Origin of the sequence: Brachybacterium sp. SW0106-09, assembly GCF_001293905.1 — a bacterium.
In the GTDB taxonomy this organism is placed as follows: domain Bacteria; phylum Actinomycetota; class Actinomycetes; order Actinomycetales; family Dermabacteraceae; genus Brachybacterium; species Brachybacterium conglomeratum.
Genome location: NZ_BCAK01000001.1, coordinates 184,239 through 201,581 on the forward strand (window position 1 = coordinate 184,239; position 17,343 = coordinate 201,581).

Sequence of the window (17,343 nt, forward strand, 5' to 3'; positions counted from 1 at the left end):
TCCAGCAGGTCGGGGTCGGACTGGGCCAGTCTAGGCAGGGGCCGACGCGCCCGGTGGGCCGACCACGGACCAGGGTGCCCAGGCGATAGGCTCGGGGCCATGTCCGTCGCAGCAGCCTCCCTGACCGATGTCACCGTCACCCGCAGCGGGAAGACCATCCTCGACGAGGTGACCCTCCGGATCGGGGAGGGGGAGCGGTGGGCGGTGCTCGGCCCCAACGGCGCCGGCAAGTCCACCCTCGTGCGCCTGCTCTCGGCACGGCTGCACCCCACCTCCGGCACCGTCGAGATCCTCGGCGAGCAGCTGGGGCGCGTGGACATCTTCGAGCTGCGCCCCCTGCTGGGCCTGGCGAGCCAGGAGCTCGCCGACACGATCCCGGCCGACGAGACCGCCGAGAACGTCGTGGTCACCGCCGGGTACGGCGTCGTCGGCCGGTGGCGGGAGAGCTACGACGAAGTCGACCTCGAGCGCGCTCGCACCCTGCTGGCCGCCTTCGGCGTCGGCGACCTCGCGGGCCGTCACTTCGGCACCCTCTCCACCGGCGAGCGCAAGCGCGTCCTCGCCGCCCGCGCCCTGATGACCGACCCGGAGCTGCTGCTGCTGGACGAGCCCGCGGCGGGCCTGGACCTCGGCGGCCGCGAGGCGCTCGTGCGCACCCTGGGGCGGCTCGCGAAGGACCCCGCGACCCCGGTGACGCTGCTGGTCACCCACCACGTCGAGGAGATCCCGCCGGGCTACACCCATCTCGCGCTGCTGCGCGACGGCGGCCTGGTCGCCGCCGGCCCCATCGCCGAGACCCTCACCTCCCAGAACCTGACGAGGACGTTCGGGCTGCCGCTCGTGGTGGAGCAGCGCGGCGAGCGCTTCACCGCCCGCTCCCTCTCGCTGGACTGAGCGCATGAGCGAGGCGCAGCTGCGCCGGATCACCGAGCTCGGGGACCCGGCGCTCGACGACTACCTGCGCATGACGGACGTGAAGCTCCGCTCCCGCGTCGAGGTGGAGCGGGGCCTGTTCATGGCCGAGAGCTTCGAGGTCATCTCCCGCGCCATGGACGCCGGGATGGCACCGCGTTCGTTCCTGATGAGCGAGAAATGGCTTCAGAAGTTCGCGCCGCTGTACGAGCGCTTCCCCGAGGTGCCCGTGTTCGTGGGGGAGGGGGCGCTGCTCGAGCAGCTCACCGGCTTCCACCTCCACCGCGGCGCGCTCGCGGCCATGCAGCGCCCCGAGCTGCCCGGTGTGGCCGAGCTGCTGGAGGGGGCGCGGACCGTCGCCGTGCTCGAGGACATCGTGGACCACACGAACGTCGGGGCGATGTTCCGCTCCGCCGCGGCGCTGGGCGTGGATGCGGTGCTGGTGACCCCGCAGTGCGCGGACCCGCTGTACCGCCGCTCGATCCGTGTCTCGATGGGCACCGTCTTCCAGGTGCCGTGGACCCGGCTGACCTCCTGGCCCGCCGCGGGCATCGAGGGGCTGCACGAGGCCGGCTTCGACGTGCTCGCCCTGGCGCTGACCGACGGGGCGGCGCCGCTGGACGGAGTGGACCTCGGCCCGAAGCGGAAGGTCGCCCTCGTGCTCGGCGCGGAGGGCCACGGCCTGAAGCCCGCGACGCTCCGTGCGGTCGACGAGCACGTGGTGATCCCGATGGCCGGGGGAGTGGACTCCCTCAACGTCGCCGCGGCCAGCGCCGTCGTCTTCTGGCAGCGACGGGCGATGCTCTCGGAGGGGTGAGACTCGTCAGTTCCCGGGCACCCTGAGAGTGCTCACGGGGCCAGATGCTTGGCCCAGAATCCGTCGTCCGCCCAGTCTTCGGGGATCCCCATTCCAGTGAGGTTCATCCGCGGCCGAGCGCTGATCAGCTCGTGCAGGCGGCGCGCCCAGCTGCTACGGGGAGAGACGGTCTCGAGCACTGCTTGGAGCGACACGAGAACGGGGTAGAGGCGCTTTCTCGAACGCTCGGGGAGAGCATTCGCTCCTGTCAACCACGGGATCGACGGCGAGGTGGGAATAGCGGGATAGACGCCGAGCCCGACGTTCCACAACCGTCCGTGATGCGCGCAGATGTTCCTGACCCGGACGTAGGTCTGGAGCCATGACTCCAGGACCGGGGCGGTGAGTCCGATGCTCTTGGCGATCGCAGTCCGATCAGCACGACGCTTCAGATTGCGGTACGCGCTCGCAAGCTGTCCGATGCTGAGGGTCTCGACCATAAGCCAGGACGGAGGCAACTCGGGAGCGCTGTACGTCGTGAGGTAATGCTCGAGAGCCGACCGGTGCACCAGAGAATCCTCACCGGCTTCCGGCGTCCCCCGAAGCCGCTCGTCGCAGCTGTCCTTGACGATTTTGAGAAGCCTGTCGTGCCTGCGTTGATCGCGGAAATGAGAAGCGTCCATATACCAGTGGGAGTTCTCACTCGAGGTCGCCATGTGATCGGTGAGTGCAGCCCGGACGGCTACCTCGACCCGCTCTAGCGCATCGAGGACCAGGAGCCGCAGTGCACGATCGAAGACATAAAGATCCAGCACATCGTCGAACTCGGTTCCTTCGCGGAACAGATGGTCGGAATGGCCGTGCTGGAACGGAATGTTGTACGGCGAAAAGCGGTAGTACCCGATGTGCCGCAGATACCGTGCCGTCCGCTCCGGTTCAGGGATGACCAGTCCACGTTCGGACAGCCGTTCGATGAGCTCGTCGAGGGTGAGTGGCGGCTTGTCGTAGACGAGCGCGCCCCGTGAACGCGGCGAATGACGATTCGGGGCGTAGCGATCCATGTCGAGTCCTTGCTGCTGGCAAAGAAAATCCCCCAAGTGCGCATCGTCGAGAGGCGTGGGGGATGTAGTGAACCAAGCGTAGCACTCGATCCCTCGGCCGATCCGGATCCCCGCAGTGCCGGCGTGTCGTGACCTCCACCCCGAGTCACTGAGAGCAGCACGATCTCCGAAGGGGGGAACTGCCAGTTCCTCCCGTCCCGTCGCCCCCGCTCCTAGCGTGGTCGGCATGACGATCGATCTCACCGCACCGAATCCCTCCTTCACCCTGAACAACGGCGTGACGATGCCGGCCCTCGGCCTCGGCGTGTTCCAGACCCCGCCGGAGGAGACCTCCGCCGCGGTCGCCGAGGCCCTGCGCATCGGCTACCGCCACATCGACACCGCCGCCTCCTACGGCAACGAGCGGGAGGTGGGGGAGGGGCTGCGCGCCTCGGGCGTGGACCGCTCCGAGGTGTTCCTCGAGACGAAGCTGTGGATCACCGACTACGGCTACGACCAGGCGCTGCACGGCTTCGAGAAGTCCGCCGCGAAGCTCGGTGTCGACCAGATCGACCTGCTCCTGCTGCACCAGCCGCTGACCAGCGAGTTCGAGAAGACGATCGGCGCCTACAAGGCGCTGGAGACGCTGCTGGCCGACGGGCGCGTGCGCGCCATCGGCATCAGCAACGTCATGCCGGATGTGCTCGAGCGCCTGCTCGAGGCGACCGATGTGACCCCCGCTGTGAACCAGGTCGAGTCCCACCCCTACTTCGCGCAGCGCGACGTGCAGGAGGCGAACGCCCGCCACGGCATCGTCACCCAGGCCTGGTCCCCGATCGGCGGGATCACCCACTACCGAGGCGACGTGGAGCGCTCCACCCTGACCGACCCGGTGATCGGCGAGATCGCCGCCGCGCACGGCCTCACGCCGGCGCAGGTCATGCTGCGCTGGGGCCTCCAGCAGGGCCGCTCGGTCATCCCGAAGTCCGTGCGCCCCGAGCGGATCGCCGAGAACCTCGAGGTGTTCCGCGTCGAGCTCTCCGACGAGGAGGTCGCCCGGATCGACGCGCTGGAGACCGGCGAGCGCGGCGGCCCCGACCCCGATGCGATCACACTGGAGACCTTCGGCCGCGAGATCCCGGAGGCGTGAGCGGGGAGGAATACGGTGTGACCATGGACCATCGAGCAGAGGTGAGCGATTTCCTGCGCACGCGCCGGGACCGGATCACGCCCTCCCAGGCGGGGATCCTCGGCGACACGCGTCGCCGCGTGCCCGGGCTGCGTCGCGAGGAGGTCGCCGCGGCCACGGGGATCAGCGTCGAGTACTACGCCCGGATCGAGCGCGGAGACCTGCGCGGCGTCTCCACGGAGGTGCTGGACGCGCTCGCTCGCACCCTGCTGCTGGACGAGGCGGAGACCGACCACCTCCACGACCTCGCCGAGGCCGCGGGGCCACCGGCCCGGCGGCGGCCCCGTCACGCCGAACAGCCCTTCCCGGACACCCTGCAGCGCTTCGTCGACGCCGTCTCCGTGCCGGTGTGGGTGCGAGACCGTCGCATGGACGTGGTGGCGACGAATCCCGTCGGCCGCGCGCTGTACGCCCCGGTGCTGGAGGACCCCGCCGCCCGCGGGAACACGGCCCGCTTCGTCTTCTTCAGCCCCGCGTCGCAGAGCTTCTTCCCGGACTGGGAGGACAACGCCACCGGCATCGTCGCGACGCTGCGCACGTATGCGGGCCAGTCCCCGCGCGACAAGCGGCTCAGCGACCTCATCGGCGAGCTCGCCACCCGCAGCGACGACTTCCGTGTGCGCTGGGCCGCGCACGACGTGCGCCACCACCGCACCGGCCTCAAGCGCATCCACCACCCGGAGGTGGGAGACCTCGAGCTCGGCTACGAGGCGATGGACTTCCCCGCCCATCCCGACTGGTTCATGTTCGGGTACACCGCCGCGCCCGGCTCACCGAGCGAGGAGCGACTGCGGCTGCTGGGCAGCCTCGCGCAGGAGTCGGCCGACGGGGCCCGCACGGCCGCCGACGGGCGCTCCACCGCGGCCGGCTGAGCGCATCGCCGAGGCCTGGCAAGGCCCGCCGAACAGGGACCGGACGCGTGGCGATCGTGCTCCCGGATCAGCCGTCCCAGCTCACGTGGCTCAGGCTCGCGCCGCTTCCGCGGGCCGCGCCGCGAGGCGCTTCGCCAGCGGGATCATGCCGAGCCCGAGCACGGTCAGCACCGCGCAGATCGCGAAGATGCCGCGCTGTCCCAGCAACGGCAGCGCCCCGGCGGCGATGATCGGCCCGGACAGGATCGCGCCGACGCGCCTCGCGTTCATGAACAGTCCCGTGGACATCCCCGCCCCCGGGATCAGGTCCTGGAAGAGGGTCAGTCCGATCCCGGAGATCGCGGCGAAGCCGAGAGCGTTCGGGATCTGCAGCACGAGCAGCAGCACCGGCTCGGTGACCAGCATCAGCCCGGCGTAGTAGACGGCCGAGAGCACGGCGCCGACCGCGACCAGGGTCAGGTGCGAGATGCGGTCGCCGAGCCGCCCGATGATCATCAGCGCCGGCACCTCGAGCGCGGCGGCGACGCCGAGCACGATCCCCGCCCACATGACGCCGAGGCCCACCGTCTCGGTGACGTACAGCGCCATGAACGTCATCGCCGTCGCATTCGTGGCCTGGAACAGCACGAACGCGCCGATGATCACTACGGTCGCGAGCCCGCTGCCGGGCGGCAGCGCGTGCGGGGAGCGGGCCGGCTCGGGCGCCTCCGCAGCTGCGGAACGGTGCTGCCGCATCATCACCGCGGTCATCACGATGTTCACCACCGCGATCACCACCAGTGCCAGCAGGATCCCGCGTGCCCCGGCCCAGCCGATGATCGCGGTCGCGAGCGGCGGCCCGCCCATCCAGGCCGCGGAGATGATCGCGCGGGTGTCGACGATCGTGGAGGTGGCCGCGCCGACGTCCCGCAGATGGGCGAACAGCATCGTGGTGCCGAGCCCCGCCGGGCCGCCGAGGACCACCAGCGCCACCGTCGCGAGCGGCAGCGTGCTCACCGCGGCGAGCGCTGCGGCCAGCGCGATCGTCAGCACCGCGGCGGCCATCAGCATCGGCAGGTAGGTGCGGCGCCGGTCCGCCCAGGCGGGCAGCACGATCGAGGCGATGAAGCCGCCGGCGTTGTAGATCGCCAGCGACCAGCCGATGTCCGCGGTGGAGGCGTCGTAGAGCGTGGCGAGGATCAGCGCGAGCGCGGGGCTCAGCAGCGAGGAGTGCAGCCCCCACAGCAGCGCCGCCGACGGCACGAGCAGGCGGGAGGCGAGGGGGCGCCGCGGGGCGTCTGAGGGCATGGAGATCCTTCATCGTTCGGAGGTCGAGCTCCCGGCACGCTATGCCGCCGCCGTCCTCGCCGGGAGGAACTGCCAGGGCACCCCTCAGCTCCGGCGCGCGAGGAGGCTGAACGTGTTCGGCAGCCGCCCGTCCCAGGCGGCGGCCGGTTCCTCCCCGTCGGGTTGCCAGAACGGTTCGGGATGCTCTGCCAGGTGCAGCAGCACGAAGCCCGCGTCCTGCACGGTCATGACGATCTCGGAGAGAGTGCGCTGGTGCTCGGTCGCGCCGCGGGAGGGGAAGGTGTCGTTGAGGTGGGAGGCGGCGAAGTAGCTGCGGTCCTCGCGCACGCGTGCCTCGTCGGCGTCCCAAGTCCACAGCGGCACCAGCGGATGGGCCTCGAGCACGAACAGGTGCCCGCCCGGGCGCAGCACGCGTCGCATCCCCTGTGCCCAGGCGTGCAGGTCCTCGAGCCAGATCAGTGCGCCCTTGCCGGTGTAGACGAGATCGAAGGTGCCGTCGGCGAGCCCGGTGCGCGGAAGCTCTGCGAGCTCGTAGCGGCAGGGCACGCCGAGCTCATCGGCGCGGCGCTGGGCGGCCTCGACCGCCGTCGGGCTGTAGTCGAGGCCCTGCACTGAGGCGGCGCCCAGCCTCAGCAGCGCATGGTCGTCCAGTCCGTGCCCGCTCTGCGGGTGCAGCACCTCCGCGCCGGGCAGGAGCGGGCCGAGCACCTCCTCCTCGACCGGCAGCAGACGCGCTGTGCGGGCCATCTCGAGATGCTCGGCGTACTCCCGCACGCGCTTCTGCGAGGCGTCCTCCCCGGCGGCGCGTGTGTGCTCATGGGCGCTCATCGCCCGAGACTCGCACCGACCGGCGGGTTCGTACAGCGGATTCTTGCGCTCTGCTACTGTTCCCGCCAGCGTCGCGTGCCGGTGGCAGACCGTGTCAGGCATGGAGGCGCCGAACCGAAGGAGACCGACGATGATCCCGTCGCACCCTTCGTCCGCGCGTGACTGAGCGCGAGACGACCAGGCTCATCGCCTGGAGCCATGAGATGAGACGCGTGCATGCGCGCCTGCGCGAGGCCCTGAGGGTCACCCGCGAGGCCGCAGACCGCGGCGAGAGCGCCGAGCCCCCCGCTCGTGAGCTGCTGCTGTTCTGCCATGGGTTCTGCAGCGCGCTGGACGCGCACCACACGGGGGAGGACCGCACCCTGTTCCCGGCGATCGAGGCCGCCCGCCCCGACCTCGCGCTCGTGCTGCGGAACCTGCAGCAGGACCACTCCATGATCGGTCACCTGCTCGGCGGACTGCAGGCGGCGACGGACGCCCGTTCCTCGCCGGAGGTCCTCGCCGGGCACCTCGAGGGCATCGCCGCGATCATGGAGAGCCACTTCCGCTACGAGGAGCGCCAGCTGCTCACCGTGCTCGAGGGCCTCGCTCTCGATGCGGACTCAAGGGAGGCGCTGGGGACGCTGTGAGGGCCGGATCCGAGCGCTCGTCGACCCCGCCCGCGACCTCACATGCCCTGCGGGCGAGCGACCTCAGGATCTCGGCTGTGGTGGTCGCGCTGAGGGTGGGCCTCCACGTGTGCGGCCATGGCCGTCCATGGGAGACCCACGCCGTGCTCAGGCCCGCTGCGCGTGCGCCACCCACGTCGGCCGACGGGTGATCTCCGACCATCCAGGTCCCGGGGTCTGCTGCGACGCCGTCCAGCGCCGCCGCGAAGATCCGCGGATCGGGCTTCTTCACCCCGATCTCCTCGGAGATGACGACCCGGTCCAGCTGCGCGTCGAGTCCGGTGCGCTCGAGCTTCGCGGTCTGCTGGCGCACCGTGCCGTTGGTGACCAGCACGAGTTCGACTCCGGCATCACGGAGCCGCCGCAGCCCCTCGACGACGCCCTCGTAGCAGGCGATGCTCTCGATCACACCTAGCTGGAGCTGCCGCTCGAGTCGCTCAGGCCTCCCACCCGCGGGGAGACGTGCGGTGATCGCGTCGGCGAGCTCCCGACGCGGACGGTACCCCTCGGCATCCTCCGCGATCAGCCAGGCGAGGTCCTCCTCGTCGCCGCGGACGGACGCGATCAGCCGCTCAGCCCAGCGCTCGAAGGCGCTTTGACGGTCCACCAGCGTCCCGTCGAGGTCCAGCAGGACCCGCCGGCGAGGGGTCACAGCGTGATCTGGATCTTCACGTCCGTCGGCCGCCCCTCGAGGAACCGCTCGAAGGCGGCGACCGAGTCGTCGAAGGCGAAGGTCTCCGAGACGAAGGGGGAGAGGTCCACGGCCTCGCTCGCAGCGAGGTCGATCGCCTTCTGGTGCACGTTCGCGTAACGGAACACGGTCTCGAGCGAGATGCCGCGGCTCTGTGCGGTGGCGATGTCGAAGGGCACCGGATCCACCGGCATGCCCACCAGGACGATCCGCCCGCCCGGCGCGGGCAGCGACCACAGGGCCTTGTACGCGGGCGCGGCGCCGGTCGCCTCGAAGACGACCTGCGGGCCCCAGCCGCCGGTCGCGTCGCGCACCGTCTCGCCGAGGTCCTGCTGGGTGGCGTCGACGGTGACGATGCCGTCGATCCCGTCGAGCAGCGCGAGCTTCTCCGGCAGGACGTCGGAGATGAAGACGGTGCTGGCACCGCCGGCGAGCGCGGCGAGCGCGGTCATGATCCCGATCGTGCCGGCGCCGACCACGGCGGCGACGTCGCCGGGGGAGATCTCCGCCTTGGTCGCGGCGAACATGCCGACCGCGAAGGGCTCGATCAGCGCGCCCTCGGCGAAGCTCATCGACTCCGGGAGCTTGTAGGTGTAGGCGGCGGGGTGGAGCACCTCGTCGGCCAGGCAGCCGTGCACGGGCGGGGTCGCCCAGAACTCGACGCCCGGGTCGACGTTGTAGTTGCCCTCCTTGACCGCGCGGGAGGTGGGGTCCGGGACGCCCGGCTCCATGACCACACGGTCGCCGACGGCGAGATCCGTGACGCCCTCGCCGAGCTCGAGGACGGTGCCGGCTCCCTCGTGGCCGAGGATCATCGGCGCCTCGACGACGAACGGGCCGATCTTCCCGTCGGTCCAGTAGTGCACGTCGGAGGCGCAGATGCCGACGGTGTGCATCGCGATCCTCAGCTGGCCGGGGCCGGGAGCGCCGGGCGCCTCGACCTCCTCGATCGACATCCGGTTCTTCTCGTGCAGCACCAGCGCTCGCATCCCAGTCCTCTCCCTCGATGTGTGGTCCGTCTCATGATCGCAGAGTAGCGGCGGGGGAGGAGGGGAGGTCCGACGGCATCGGGACCGGCACGGCCGACGGCGCCTGGAGTGCCGACCCATGTCGTCGACGGCGTCGATCGTTCCTCCACAACGGCTCCGGGTCCACAGGAACCGGGTGCCTCTGTCGCCGCAGGGGCGCTCTCCCTAGGGTCGAGAGGAGTGCACGACCAGGCAGTGAGCCGACGACCCGGACGGCGGGAGAGCCGCAAGGAGGTGGGGGAGATGGGCGAGTTCGAGCAGGACGCGCCGGAGCACGCGCGGCCTCGAGGCATCGAGGACGCGGGCTCCGCCGTCCCCGGCCGACGGTCCGCGACGCCCGCACACCCCGTCCTGCCGTCGCGCCTGCGCGCGGTGCACGAGGCCTCGCTCGAGGAGAGCCGCCGGCTCGCCGTGCGCTTCCGGGCCCTCGCCCCGTCGTTCCTCGACCCCGCGGAGGACGGGACCGACGAGGACGAGGCCGAGGCGGAGCTGCTCGCCGCGGCCCTCGCCCTGCGGTGCACCCGTGCCGTCGCCGCCAGGATCGTCCGCGATGCGCACCGCGCGGTCACCGAGCTGCCCCGCACCCTGGAACGTCTGGAGACCGGGGAGTTCCCGGCGGCCTGGTTCGAGAGGATCCTGCGGCGCACCCGGCACCTGACCGCGGCCCGGATGGAGGACGTGGACGCTGCCACCGTGCACTGGCCCGTCAGCCTCACCGCCGAGCAGTTCCAGCTGCGCCTCTCCCGCCTCCTCTCCCGGCTGGAGTCCCAGCAGGAGAGCCCTGCGCACATGACCCCGGAAGGCCGGCGCCGTGTGGAGCTGCTTCCGACCCGGGACGACGGGATCGGCTGCCTGCGCGTGATCGGGCCGGCACCGGAGATCCTCGACCTCGCCCGCCGGCTCGATGCCGCCGCCCGCGCGGTCCAGGCCGCCCAGCGCCGCGCCTTCGAGACCGGGGAGAGGATCCCCCTGGACCCGCGGGGCACCGCCGCCGAGACGGGGAAGGTCGCCTCCCTCGCCCTGCTCCAGTACGACCTGCTGGGAGGCGCCGCCCTCGACACCGACGGGATCCCGGTCCCGCGGCCCCGCTTCCGCCTCAACGTCACCGTTCCCGTCCTGACCCTGCTCGGCGGCTCCGAGGAGCCCGGCATGCTCGAGGGGACCATCCCGATCCCTCCCGCGATGGCCCGCGAGCTGGCCGGTCAGAGCACTACTTGGTACCGGGTGCTCACCGACCCGTGCACCGGCGCGTTCCTGCCCCTGCCGGCCGAGCGCTACACCCCGACCCGGGCGATGCTGGAGCATCTGCGACTGCGCAGCAGCACCTGCGCCGTGCCGGGCTGCACCCGCTCCACCTCCTGGGCCTCCGAGGCCGACCACATCGAGGAGTACTGCCACGAGGACCCCGAGCGCGGCGGCCTGACCGAGCTCGAGAACCTGCACCTGCTGTGCTGGCAGCACCACAGGGCGAAGACGGCCGGCCTGCTCGACCCCGCCCGCCTGCCCTGCACGCCCGGGCTGCCGGGACGGACCGCCTGGTCGATCCACGACCGGGTGAGCGTGATGGTCCGCGACGGCACCGACCTCGCGAGCCCGGCCATGACCAGGGAGCTCATGGAATCCTGGACGCGCTACGAGGCCGCACGCGAGGGTCGACGACGCTCGCTCGAGCGTCGGAAGGATCCACCGCCCGCACCGCCCCCGCCGTTCTGAGCCGGGCGGACGACTTCCTCATGCCTCTCGTCTGTCACACCCCTCCCCGAACCTTCGTATGCACGTTCGATGTCACGACCTGGGCGCCTTGAGCGCCACCCCGCCGAGGCGTACAGTTCGAACTCCTGTTCGAACGGGAATGCGAAGGAACGGCGAGGGCCGGAAGGAGGAGCGCGATGGGCACCGCCCTGCAGATCGAGGACCGCGAGGAGCGGCTGTCCCGGGCCCGGGCCGCGCTCGGGGCGGCCGAGCGCTCCGCCGCCCGCTGGGGCGGACGGATCGACCGCACCGCCCTGCAGCCCTCAGCGCGCCCCGTCTCCGAGTCCGCGGACGACGGGCTCGGCACCCGTCTGCCGGTCCCGGGGCCGCTCCGGACGCTGTTCCCGCGCGGGAGCCTGCGCGCCGGCAGCTCCGTGGCGCTCGAGGGCGCCGCGAGCACCTCGCTGCTGCTGTCCCTCGCGGTCGCCGCGGCGGGGGAGGACTCCTGGTGCGCGATCGCCGGGATGCCCGATCTGGGGCTGCGCTCCGCGATGGACGCGGGCCTGGATCCCTGCCGCCTCGCCCTCGCTCCGGCGGACGGCGAGCAGCGTCCCCAGGTGCTCTCCGCCCTCGCCGACGGGGTGGGCGTGCTCGTGCTCGGCCCCGACCTGGACCTCGCCCCGGCGCTCTGGCGCAGCCTGCTGGGCCGGGCCCGCACCGCCGACACCCTCGTCCTCGCCGCCGCCCCGCCCGGCCGCGCCGACCTCACGCTGCGCTCCACCGCTCGGGGATGGTCCGGCCTCGGCCAGGGCTCGGGACGACTGCGTCGGCGCCGTCTCGAGGTCACCGCCGAGGGCCGCGGCATCGCCGGCCGCCGGTCGGCCGAGGTGCTGCTGCCGCAGGTGGACGGAATGCTCGCAGCGATTCCCGCCGGTGCGCCGGCGGGGGCTGCGGCCCGTCCGGCGGCGGTCTCGGAGCGGCGTCCGGCGATGCAGCTCCTGCCGAGCGTGCGGAGGGCCGGGTGATGAGCGTGCACGCCCCCGCCGACCTCCACGCCCCCGCCGCGGCCGGCCCCGCTGCTGTCGACGCCGTCACCGCCCGGGCGACCCGCACCGTCGCGGTGACCGTCCCGGACTGGCCGCTGCTGGCCGCGCTTGACCGCCACCAGCGACGCCTCGAGGCCGCCGCAGGGGAGGAGGACGCCCCCGCGCCGGCCCCGCTCGATCTCGCCGCCGTCCCGGTGATCCTGCTCGACCAGCACCGCGTCACCCATGCCGGCGCCGCCGCCCTCGAGGCCGGGGTGCGCCCGGGGATGACGCGCCGCGCCGCCCGGGCCGCCTGTCCCGAGGCGCTCGTGCTGGAGGCCGACCGCGAGCAGGAGACCGCGCTGTTCGAGCTGGTCGCCGCCGCGGTGGACACGATCGCAGCCGGGGTGGACGTGCTGCGCCCCGGGGTGCTGCTGATGTCCGCCCGAGGGCCGTCCCGCCACCAGGGCGGGGAGGGGCGACTCGCCGAGCGGATCCTCGACGCGGTCGCCGACCTCACCGGCTGGGACTGCGCCGTCGGGATCGCCGACGGTCCCTTCGCCGCGCTGCTCGCCTCCGGGCCGGGCCGGATCGTGCACGAGGGCCGCAGCGCCGAGTACCTCGCCCCGCACCCGATCGACGCACTGCGCAGCGCGCCCGTCGGCCCCGGCTGGGGCCATCGCGGTCAGCCCTCGGCCGGCCGTCCCGAACGACGCCTCGACCTCGCCGAGACGGTCGACCTGCTGCAGCGGCTCGGGATCACGACCCTCGGCGATCTCGCCGCACTGCCCTCGTCCGCGGTCGCCGACCGCTTCGGCCCGGATGTCGCGACGCTGCACCTGCTCGCGCGCGGGCAGGAGCCCGCCCCGCCCGCCGCGCACCACCCCACCCAGCCGCTGCTGGCCGAGACGACGCTGGAGACCCCGCTCGTGCGCACCGACCAAGCGGCCTTCATCGCGCGTCCGCTGGCCGAGCAGCTGCACGCGATGCTGGTCGAACGAGGGCTGGTGTGCACCAGGCTGCGGATCGTGGCCCGCACCGAGGGCGGCGAGGAGATGGAGCGCACCTGGCGGCACGACGGGGCGCTGACCGTCGCCGACGTCGTGGACCGCATCCGCTGGCAGTGCGACGGCTGGATCACCCGGGCGCGACTCGGCGGTCCTGCGACCGGGGCGATCACCCGGATCGGGCTGCACCCTCTGCAGCTGGCCCCGGCGGGGGAGAACGCGCCCGCGCTGTGGGGCAGCGCCGGGGAGGCGGCGCAGCGGGCCTCCCGTGCGCTCGCCCGCGCGCAGGGCCTGGCGGGGGAGGAGGCGGTGCAGGTCCCGGCCCTCGTCGGGGGGAGGCTGCTGGCCGACGAGGTCGCCCTGGTGCCCTGGCGCAGCGAGAAGCCCGAACGGCGCGAGGGCCCCTGGCCCGGCGCCCTGCCCCGCCCGGTGCCCGCGACCGTGTTCCGCGACCCGCCCGCAGTGCGGCTCGAGGACACCGCGGGCCGTCCCGTCGTGGTCACCGCCCGTGGTCTGCTGAGCGGCGCGCCGGCCCGCCTGCTCGTCCTCGCCCCGGGCGCGCCGGCGCTGCAGCGGGCAGGGCTGCGCGCCGGCTCCGGCTGCCAGGTGCTCGCCCATGCCGCTCCCGTCGTGCTCGACGAGCGCTGGTGGGCGCGGGACGGCAGGCGCGCCGCGCGCCTGCAGCTCGTGGTGCGCGGAGCGAGCGCCGAGGAGGTCGCCGTGCTCGCCCTGTCCCGGGCGGGGGAGTGGACGCTGGAGGGGCTCTATGACTAGCGCGACGTACTGCGAGGAACGAGCGGCAGGAGCGCAGTCGGAAAGCACTGCTGAGGCGACGTGCCGCGAGGAACGAGCGGCAGGAGCGCAGCGAGGGAGTGCCGACTGATGGCCCGCTGGTTCCTGGGCCCGCCCGCGTGGAAGGACCTCGAGGCGGTCCTCTCGGACCGTCCCGCCGAGCTGGTCTCCCCGCCGATCGTCGTCGAGCACACCGGGAAGCAGGCGGAGGATCCGTACCGCCCTGCCCGTCACGTCGAGTACGCGGAGCTGCACGCCCACTCCCACTTCAGCTTCCTCGACGGCGCCTCCAGCCCCGAGGACATGGCCATCCAGGCGGCCCGGCTCGGGCTCGGCGCGATCGCGCTGGTGGACCACGACGGGCTGCCCGGGGTGGTGCAGGCGGCGAAGGCCGCGGCCGAGGCGGGGATCGCGACCGTGTTCGGCGCCGAGCTGACCCTCGGCCTCGAGCCCGGGGCCGAGACCGCGAGCAGCACCCCCGTGATCTCCGCACCCCGCACCGGGACGCCCGACCCCGAGGGGGAGCACCTGCTGGTGCTGGTGCGGGACGAGGCCGGGTACCGCCGGCTCTCCGCCGCGATCGCCCGCGCCCACTTGGGCAGCGGGCAGAAGGCCGCGCCCCGCTACCGTCTCGCCGAGCTGTCGCGGATCGCCCGGGAGGGGCACTGGCTGATCCTCACCGGCTGCCGCAAGGGCGCCGTGCCCCGGGCCGTGAGCGCGCGCCTGGCCGAGGGAGACCTCGAAGGCGCCGCGCATACCGCCGCGGAGCAGATCGCGCGTCTGGTGGAGCTGTTCGGTCCCGGGAACGTCGCCGTCGAGCTGATCGTCGGCGGCGGGGGAGAGGCGGACGAGCTCCACGACGCGCTCGCCCAGGGCGCCCGCCTGGTGCGCGAGTCGCACGGGCTGGACGCGATCTCGCTGCCGCTGGTGGCGAGCACGAACGCGCACTACGCCCGCCCCTCGGACAAGCGCCTGGCCGACACCCACGCCGCCCTGCGCGCCGGAGGGTCGCTGGAGAGCGCCGACCCCCATCTCGCCTCCCGCCCCGCGCACCTGCGCAGCGGCGAGGAGATGGCGCAGCTGCTGCCCCGCTATCCCGCCGCGATCACGCAGGCGGCGCAGCTCGGCCGCGACTGCGCCCTGGACCTGCGCCTGCTCGCCCCCGACCTGCCTCCCTTCCCCGTCCCCGCCGGGCACGACGAGGCGAGCTGGCTGGTGGAGCTGGTGGAGATCGAGGGTCGCGAGCGCTACGGGCCGCGGCCCGCACCGGGCCGTCCCGAGAAGATCCCCGGGGCGTGGGCGCAGATCGACCACGAGCTGAAGGTCATCACCGACCTGCACTTCCCCGGCTACTTCCTGATCGTCCACGAGCTCGTCGACTTCTGCGCAGGGGAGGGGATCCTCGCCCAGGGCCGCGGCTCCGCCGCCAACAGCGCGGTCTGCTACGCGCTGGGGATCACGGCGGTCGAACCCGTCGGCCACGAGCTGCTGTTCGAGCGGTTCCTCGCCCCGGAACGGGACGGCCCGCCGGACATCGACATCGACATCGCCTCGGACCGCCGGGAGGAGGTGATCCAGCACGTCTACGAGCGCTACGGGAGGGAGAACGCCGCGCAGGTCGCCAACGTCATCACCTACCGGGCGAAGCTCGCGGTGCGCGACGCGGCGAGGGCGCTCGGCTACGACCCCGGCGCGCAGGACGCCTTCGCCAAGCGGATCGAGCGCTCCTTCTCCTCGCTGAAGGACGCCGACGTGCCGGACGACGTGGTCGCCCTCGCCCAGCAGCTGCGGGACGCACCGCGCCACCTCGGCATCCACTCCGGCGGAATGGTCCTCGCCGACCGGCCCGTGATCGAGGTGTGCCCGGTGCAGTGGGCGGCCATGGCGGACCGCTCCGTGCTGCAGTGGGACAAGGACGACTGCGCCGACGCGGGCCTGGTGAAGTTCGACCTGCTGGGCCTGGGGATGCTGACGGCGCTCGACCATGCGCTGAAGATCGTCGCCGAGCACCACGGTCAGCACTTCGAGCTGCGCACCCTGCCGCAGGAGGACCCGGCCGTCTACGACATGCTCTGCGCCGGGGACAGCGTGGGCGTCTTCCAGGTCGAGTCCCGCGCCCAGATCTCCACCCTGCCCCGGCTGAAGCCGCGGGTGTTCTACGACCTGGTGGTCGAGGTGGCGCTGATCCGGCCCGGCCCCATCCAGGGCGGGTCCGTCCACCCCTACATCCGCCGCCGCGCCGGCGAGGAGGAGGTCACCTACCTGCACCCGAAGCTGAAGAAGTCCCTGGGCCGCACGCTCGGGATCCCGCTGTTCCAGGAGCAGCTGATGCAGATGGTGGTCGACGTCGCCGACTTCACCCCCGCCCAGGCCGACCAGCTGCGCCGCGCCATGGGCTCCAAGCGCTCCACCCAGAAGATGCTCGAGCTGTCCGATGCGCTGTTCGAGGGGATGGCCCGCCACGGCATCACCGGGGAGGACGCCGAGGCGATCCACCGCAAGCTCCTCGCCTTCGCCAACTACGGCTTCCCCGAGTCGCACGCCTACTCCTTCGCGTATCTCGTCTACGCGAGCTCCTATCTCAAGTGCCACTACCCGGCCGCGTTCACCGCCGCGCTGCTGCGCTCCCAGCCGATGGGCTTCTACTCCCCGCAGTCCCTGGTCGCCGACGCGAGGCGCCACGGCGTGCTCACCCACGGCCCGGACGTGCTCGCCTCCCGTGCCCGCACCGACCTGGAGACCGACGAGGAGCACGTCGGGTACCGGCTCGAGACCCCGGGGGAGCAGGTGCAGGGGGAGCGGGCCGCGAGCGGTCCCGCGATCCGGCTGGGCCTGGACCAGGTGCGCGGCATCTCCACCGAGACCGCCGAGCAGATCGTCGCCGAGCGGGAGCGCGGAGGTGCTTTCGCCTCCGTCCCGGACCTGGCCCGGAGGGTGCGGCTGACCGCCCGCCAGCTCGAGGCGCTCGCGACCGCGGGGGCGCTGGACAGCCTCGCGAGCTCGCGCCGGCAGGCGCTGTGGGCGGCGGGCGCCGCCGCGCAGGAGTCCCCGGACACGCTCCCGCACCTCGCCGTCGGCGCCGAGGCGCCGATGCTGCCGGGGATGAGCGATGCGGAGCTCGCCACCGCCGACGCCTGGGCCACCGGGATCACCCTCGCGGACCATCCGATGGCGCTGGTGCGGGAGCGGATGACGGCCGACGGGGTGCTCTCGATCATCGGCACCCGGGAGGCGGAGGACGGCTCCCGGATCCACGTCGCCGGGGTGATCACGCACCGCCAGCGCCCCGCGACCGCCGGGAACGTCACCTTCCTCAGCCTCGAGGACGAGACCGGGATCCTCAACGTGGTCTGCTCCCAGGGGTTCTGGGTGCGGCACCGGGCGCTGCTGCGCACCGCGCGGGCGATCGTGCTGCGCGGCATCGTCGAGAACCGCACCGGCGCGGTGAACCTCGTCGCCGACGCGGTGGAGCCCCTGGACCTGGCCGCGGCGGGCCGGTCCAGGGACTTCCAGTAG

At 72.8% G+C, this 17,343-nt stretch carries 14 protein-coding genes; 9 read left to right on the top strand and 5 right to left on the bottom strand.

The features are described 5' to 3' along the window. Positions 1 to 99: 99 nt before the first annotated feature. Together Y09_RS00855 and Y09_RS00860 are read left to right on the top strand one after the other, a co-directional pair. Positions 100 to 894: an ABC transporter ATP-binding protein gene (locus Y09_RS00855; protein ID WP_053915774.1), complete on the top strand. Its 795-nt coding sequence runs from the start codon at positions 100 to 102 to the stop codon at positions 892 to 894. A gap of 4 nt (positions 895 to 898) precedes the next feature. Continuing rightward, positions 899 to 1,729 (top strand): RNA methyltransferase, encoded by an 831-nt coding sequence (locus Y09_RS00860; protein ID WP_053915775.1) that lies wholly within the window; start codon positions 899 to 901, stop codon positions 1,727 to 1,729. 32 nt (positions 1,730 to 1,761) lie between these two features. Here Y09_RS00860 and Y09_RS00865 read toward each other — a convergent pair whose 3' ends face one another. Further along, the gene (locus Y09_RS00865) at positions 1,762 to 2,769 is read right to left on the bottom strand and encodes an Abi family protein (RefSeq protein ID WP_053915776.1); all 1,008 of its coding nucleotides are present in this window, start codon (positions 2,767 to 2,769) and stop codon (positions 1,762 to 1,764) included. A gap of 226 nt (positions 2,770 to 2,995) precedes the next feature. Between Y09_RS00865 and Y09_RS00870 the strand changes: the two genes are divergently transcribed. Continuing rightward, positions 2,996 to 3,898: an aldo/keto reductase gene (locus tag Y09_RS00870; protein WP_053915777.1), complete on the top strand. Its 903-nt coding sequence runs from the start codon at positions 2,996 to 2,998 to the stop codon at positions 3,896 to 3,898. A gap of 23 nt (positions 3,899 to 3,921) precedes the next feature. After that, positions 3,922 to 4,809, top strand: coding sequence for a helix-turn-helix domain-containing protein (locus Y09_RS00875; RefSeq protein WP_053915876.1), 888 nt, complete (start codon positions 3,922 to 3,924; stop codon positions 4,807 to 4,809). 90 nt (positions 4,810 to 4,899) lie between these two features. Here Y09_RS00875 and Y09_RS00880 read toward each other — a convergent pair whose 3' ends face one another. Both Y09_RS00880 and Y09_RS00885 read right to left on the bottom strand, forming a co-directional pair. Further along, on the bottom strand, positions 4,900 to 6,096 hold the full coding sequence (locus Y09_RS00880) for an MFS transporter (RefSeq protein WP_053915778.1): 1,197 nt from the start codon (positions 6,094 to 6,096) through the stop codon (positions 4,900 to 4,902). Between the two features lie 84 nt (positions 6,097 to 6,180). Next, positions 6,181 to 6,924: a class I SAM-dependent methyltransferase gene (locus tag Y09_RS00885; protein WP_053915779.1), complete on the bottom strand. Its 744-nt coding sequence runs from the start codon at positions 6,922 to 6,924 to the stop codon at positions 6,181 to 6,183. Between the two features lie 203 nt (positions 6,925 to 7,127). On the opposite strand from Y09_RS00885, the gene Y09_RS00890 reads away from it, so the two are divergent. Continuing rightward, positions 7,128 to 7,553, top strand: a complete 426-nt coding sequence (locus tag Y09_RS00890) for a hemerythrin domain-containing protein (protein ID WP_148639471.1) — start codon at positions 7,128 to 7,130, stop codon at positions 7,551 to 7,553. Here the strand turns inward: Y09_RS00890 and Y09_RS00895 are convergent. After that, complete coding sequence (locus tag Y09_RS00895) at positions 7,492 to 8,244, bottom strand: HAD family hydrolase (RefSeq protein ID WP_053915781.1); 753 nt, start codon at positions 8,242 to 8,244, stop codon at positions 7,492 to 7,494. The genes Y09_RS00890 and Y09_RS00895 overlap by 62 nt on opposite strands. Next, positions 8,241 to 9,272 (bottom strand): NAD(P)-dependent alcohol dehydrogenase, encoded by a 1,032-nt coding sequence (locus tag Y09_RS00900; protein ID WP_053915782.1) that lies wholly within the window; start codon positions 9,270 to 9,272, stop codon positions 8,241 to 8,243. The genes Y09_RS00895 and Y09_RS00900 overlap by 4 nt, the downstream gene beginning before the upstream one ends. Positions 9,273 to 9,506: 234 nt before the next feature. Here Y09_RS00900 and Y09_RS00905 point away from each other — a divergent pair, with 234 nt between their 5' ends. From Y09_RS00905 to Y09_RS00920, 4 genes are all read left to right on the top strand, one after another. After that, the gene (locus tag Y09_RS00905; protein WP_234695589.1) at positions 9,507 to 11,024 is read left to right on the top strand and encodes an HNH endonuclease signature motif containing protein; all 1,518 of its coding nucleotides are present in this window, start codon (positions 9,507 to 9,509) and stop codon (positions 11,022 to 11,024) included. A gap of 176 nt (positions 11,025 to 11,200) precedes the next feature. Further along, positions 11,201 to 12,028: a hypothetical protein gene (locus tag Y09_RS00910; protein ID WP_053915784.1), complete on the top strand. Its 828-nt coding sequence runs from the start codon at positions 11,201 to 11,203 to the stop codon at positions 12,026 to 12,028. After that, positions 12,028 to 13,809 (top strand): DNA polymerase Y family protein, encoded by a 1,782-nt coding sequence (locus Y09_RS00915; RefSeq protein ID WP_053915785.1) that lies wholly within the window; start codon positions 12,028 to 12,030, stop codon positions 13,807 to 13,809. Before Y09_RS00910 ends, Y09_RS00915 begins: the two co-directional genes overlap by 1 nt. Before the next feature lie 108 nt (positions 13,810 to 13,917). After that, on the top strand, positions 13,918 to 17,343 hold the full coding sequence (locus Y09_RS00920; RefSeq protein WP_053915786.1) for an error-prone DNA polymerase: 3,426 nt from the start codon (positions 13,918 to 13,920) through the stop codon (positions 17,341 to 17,343).

Excerpts from the sequence above, each read along its gene's own strand:
- Y09_RS00855 (WP_053915774.1), top strand. The coding sequence starts at position 100 with ATGTCCGTCGCAGCAGCCTCCCTGACCGATGTCACCGTCACCCGCAGC.
- Y09_RS00860 (WP_053915775.1), top strand. The coding sequence starts at position 899 with ATGAGCGAGGCGCAGCTGCGCCGGATCACCGAGCTCGGGGACCCGGCG.
- Y09_RS00865 (WP_053915776.1), bottom strand. The coding sequence starts at position 2,769 with ATGGATCGCTACGCCCCGAATCGTCATTCGCCGCGTTCACGGGGCGCG.
- Y09_RS00870 (WP_053915777.1), top strand. The coding sequence starts at position 2,996 with ATGACGATCGATCTCACCGCACCGAATCCCTCCTTCACCCTGAACAAC.
- Y09_RS00875 (WP_053915876.1), top strand. The coding sequence starts at position 3,922 with ATGGACCATCGAGCAGAGGTGAGCGATTTCCTGCGCACGCGCCGGGAC.
- Y09_RS00880 (WP_053915778.1), bottom strand. The coding sequence starts at position 6,096 with ATGCCCTCAGACGCCCCGCGGCGCCCCCTCGCCTCCCGCCTGCTCGTG.
- Y09_RS00885 (WP_053915779.1), bottom strand. The coding sequence starts at position 6,924 with ATGAGCGCCCATGAGCACACACGCGCCGCCGGGGAGGACGCCTCGCAG.
- Y09_RS00890 (WP_148639471.1), top strand. The coding sequence starts at position 7,128 with ATGAGACGCGTGCATGCGCGCCTGCGCGAGGCCCTGAGGGTCACCCGC.
- Y09_RS00900 (WP_053915782.1), bottom strand. The coding sequence starts at position 9,272 with ATGCGAGCGCTGGTGCTGCACGAGAAGAACCGGATGTCGATCGAGGAG.
- Y09_RS00910 (WP_053915784.1), top strand. The coding sequence starts at position 11,201 with ATGGGCACCGCCCTGCAGATCGAGGACCGCGAGGAGCGGCTGTCCCGG.
- Y09_RS00915 (WP_053915785.1), top strand. The coding sequence starts at position 12,028 with ATGAGCGTGCACGCCCCCGCCGACCTCCACGCCCCCGCCGCGGCCGGC.
- Y09_RS00920 (WP_053915786.1), top strand. The coding sequence starts at position 13,918 with ATGGCCCGCTGGTTCCTGGGCCCGCCCGCGTGGAAGGACCTCGAGGCG.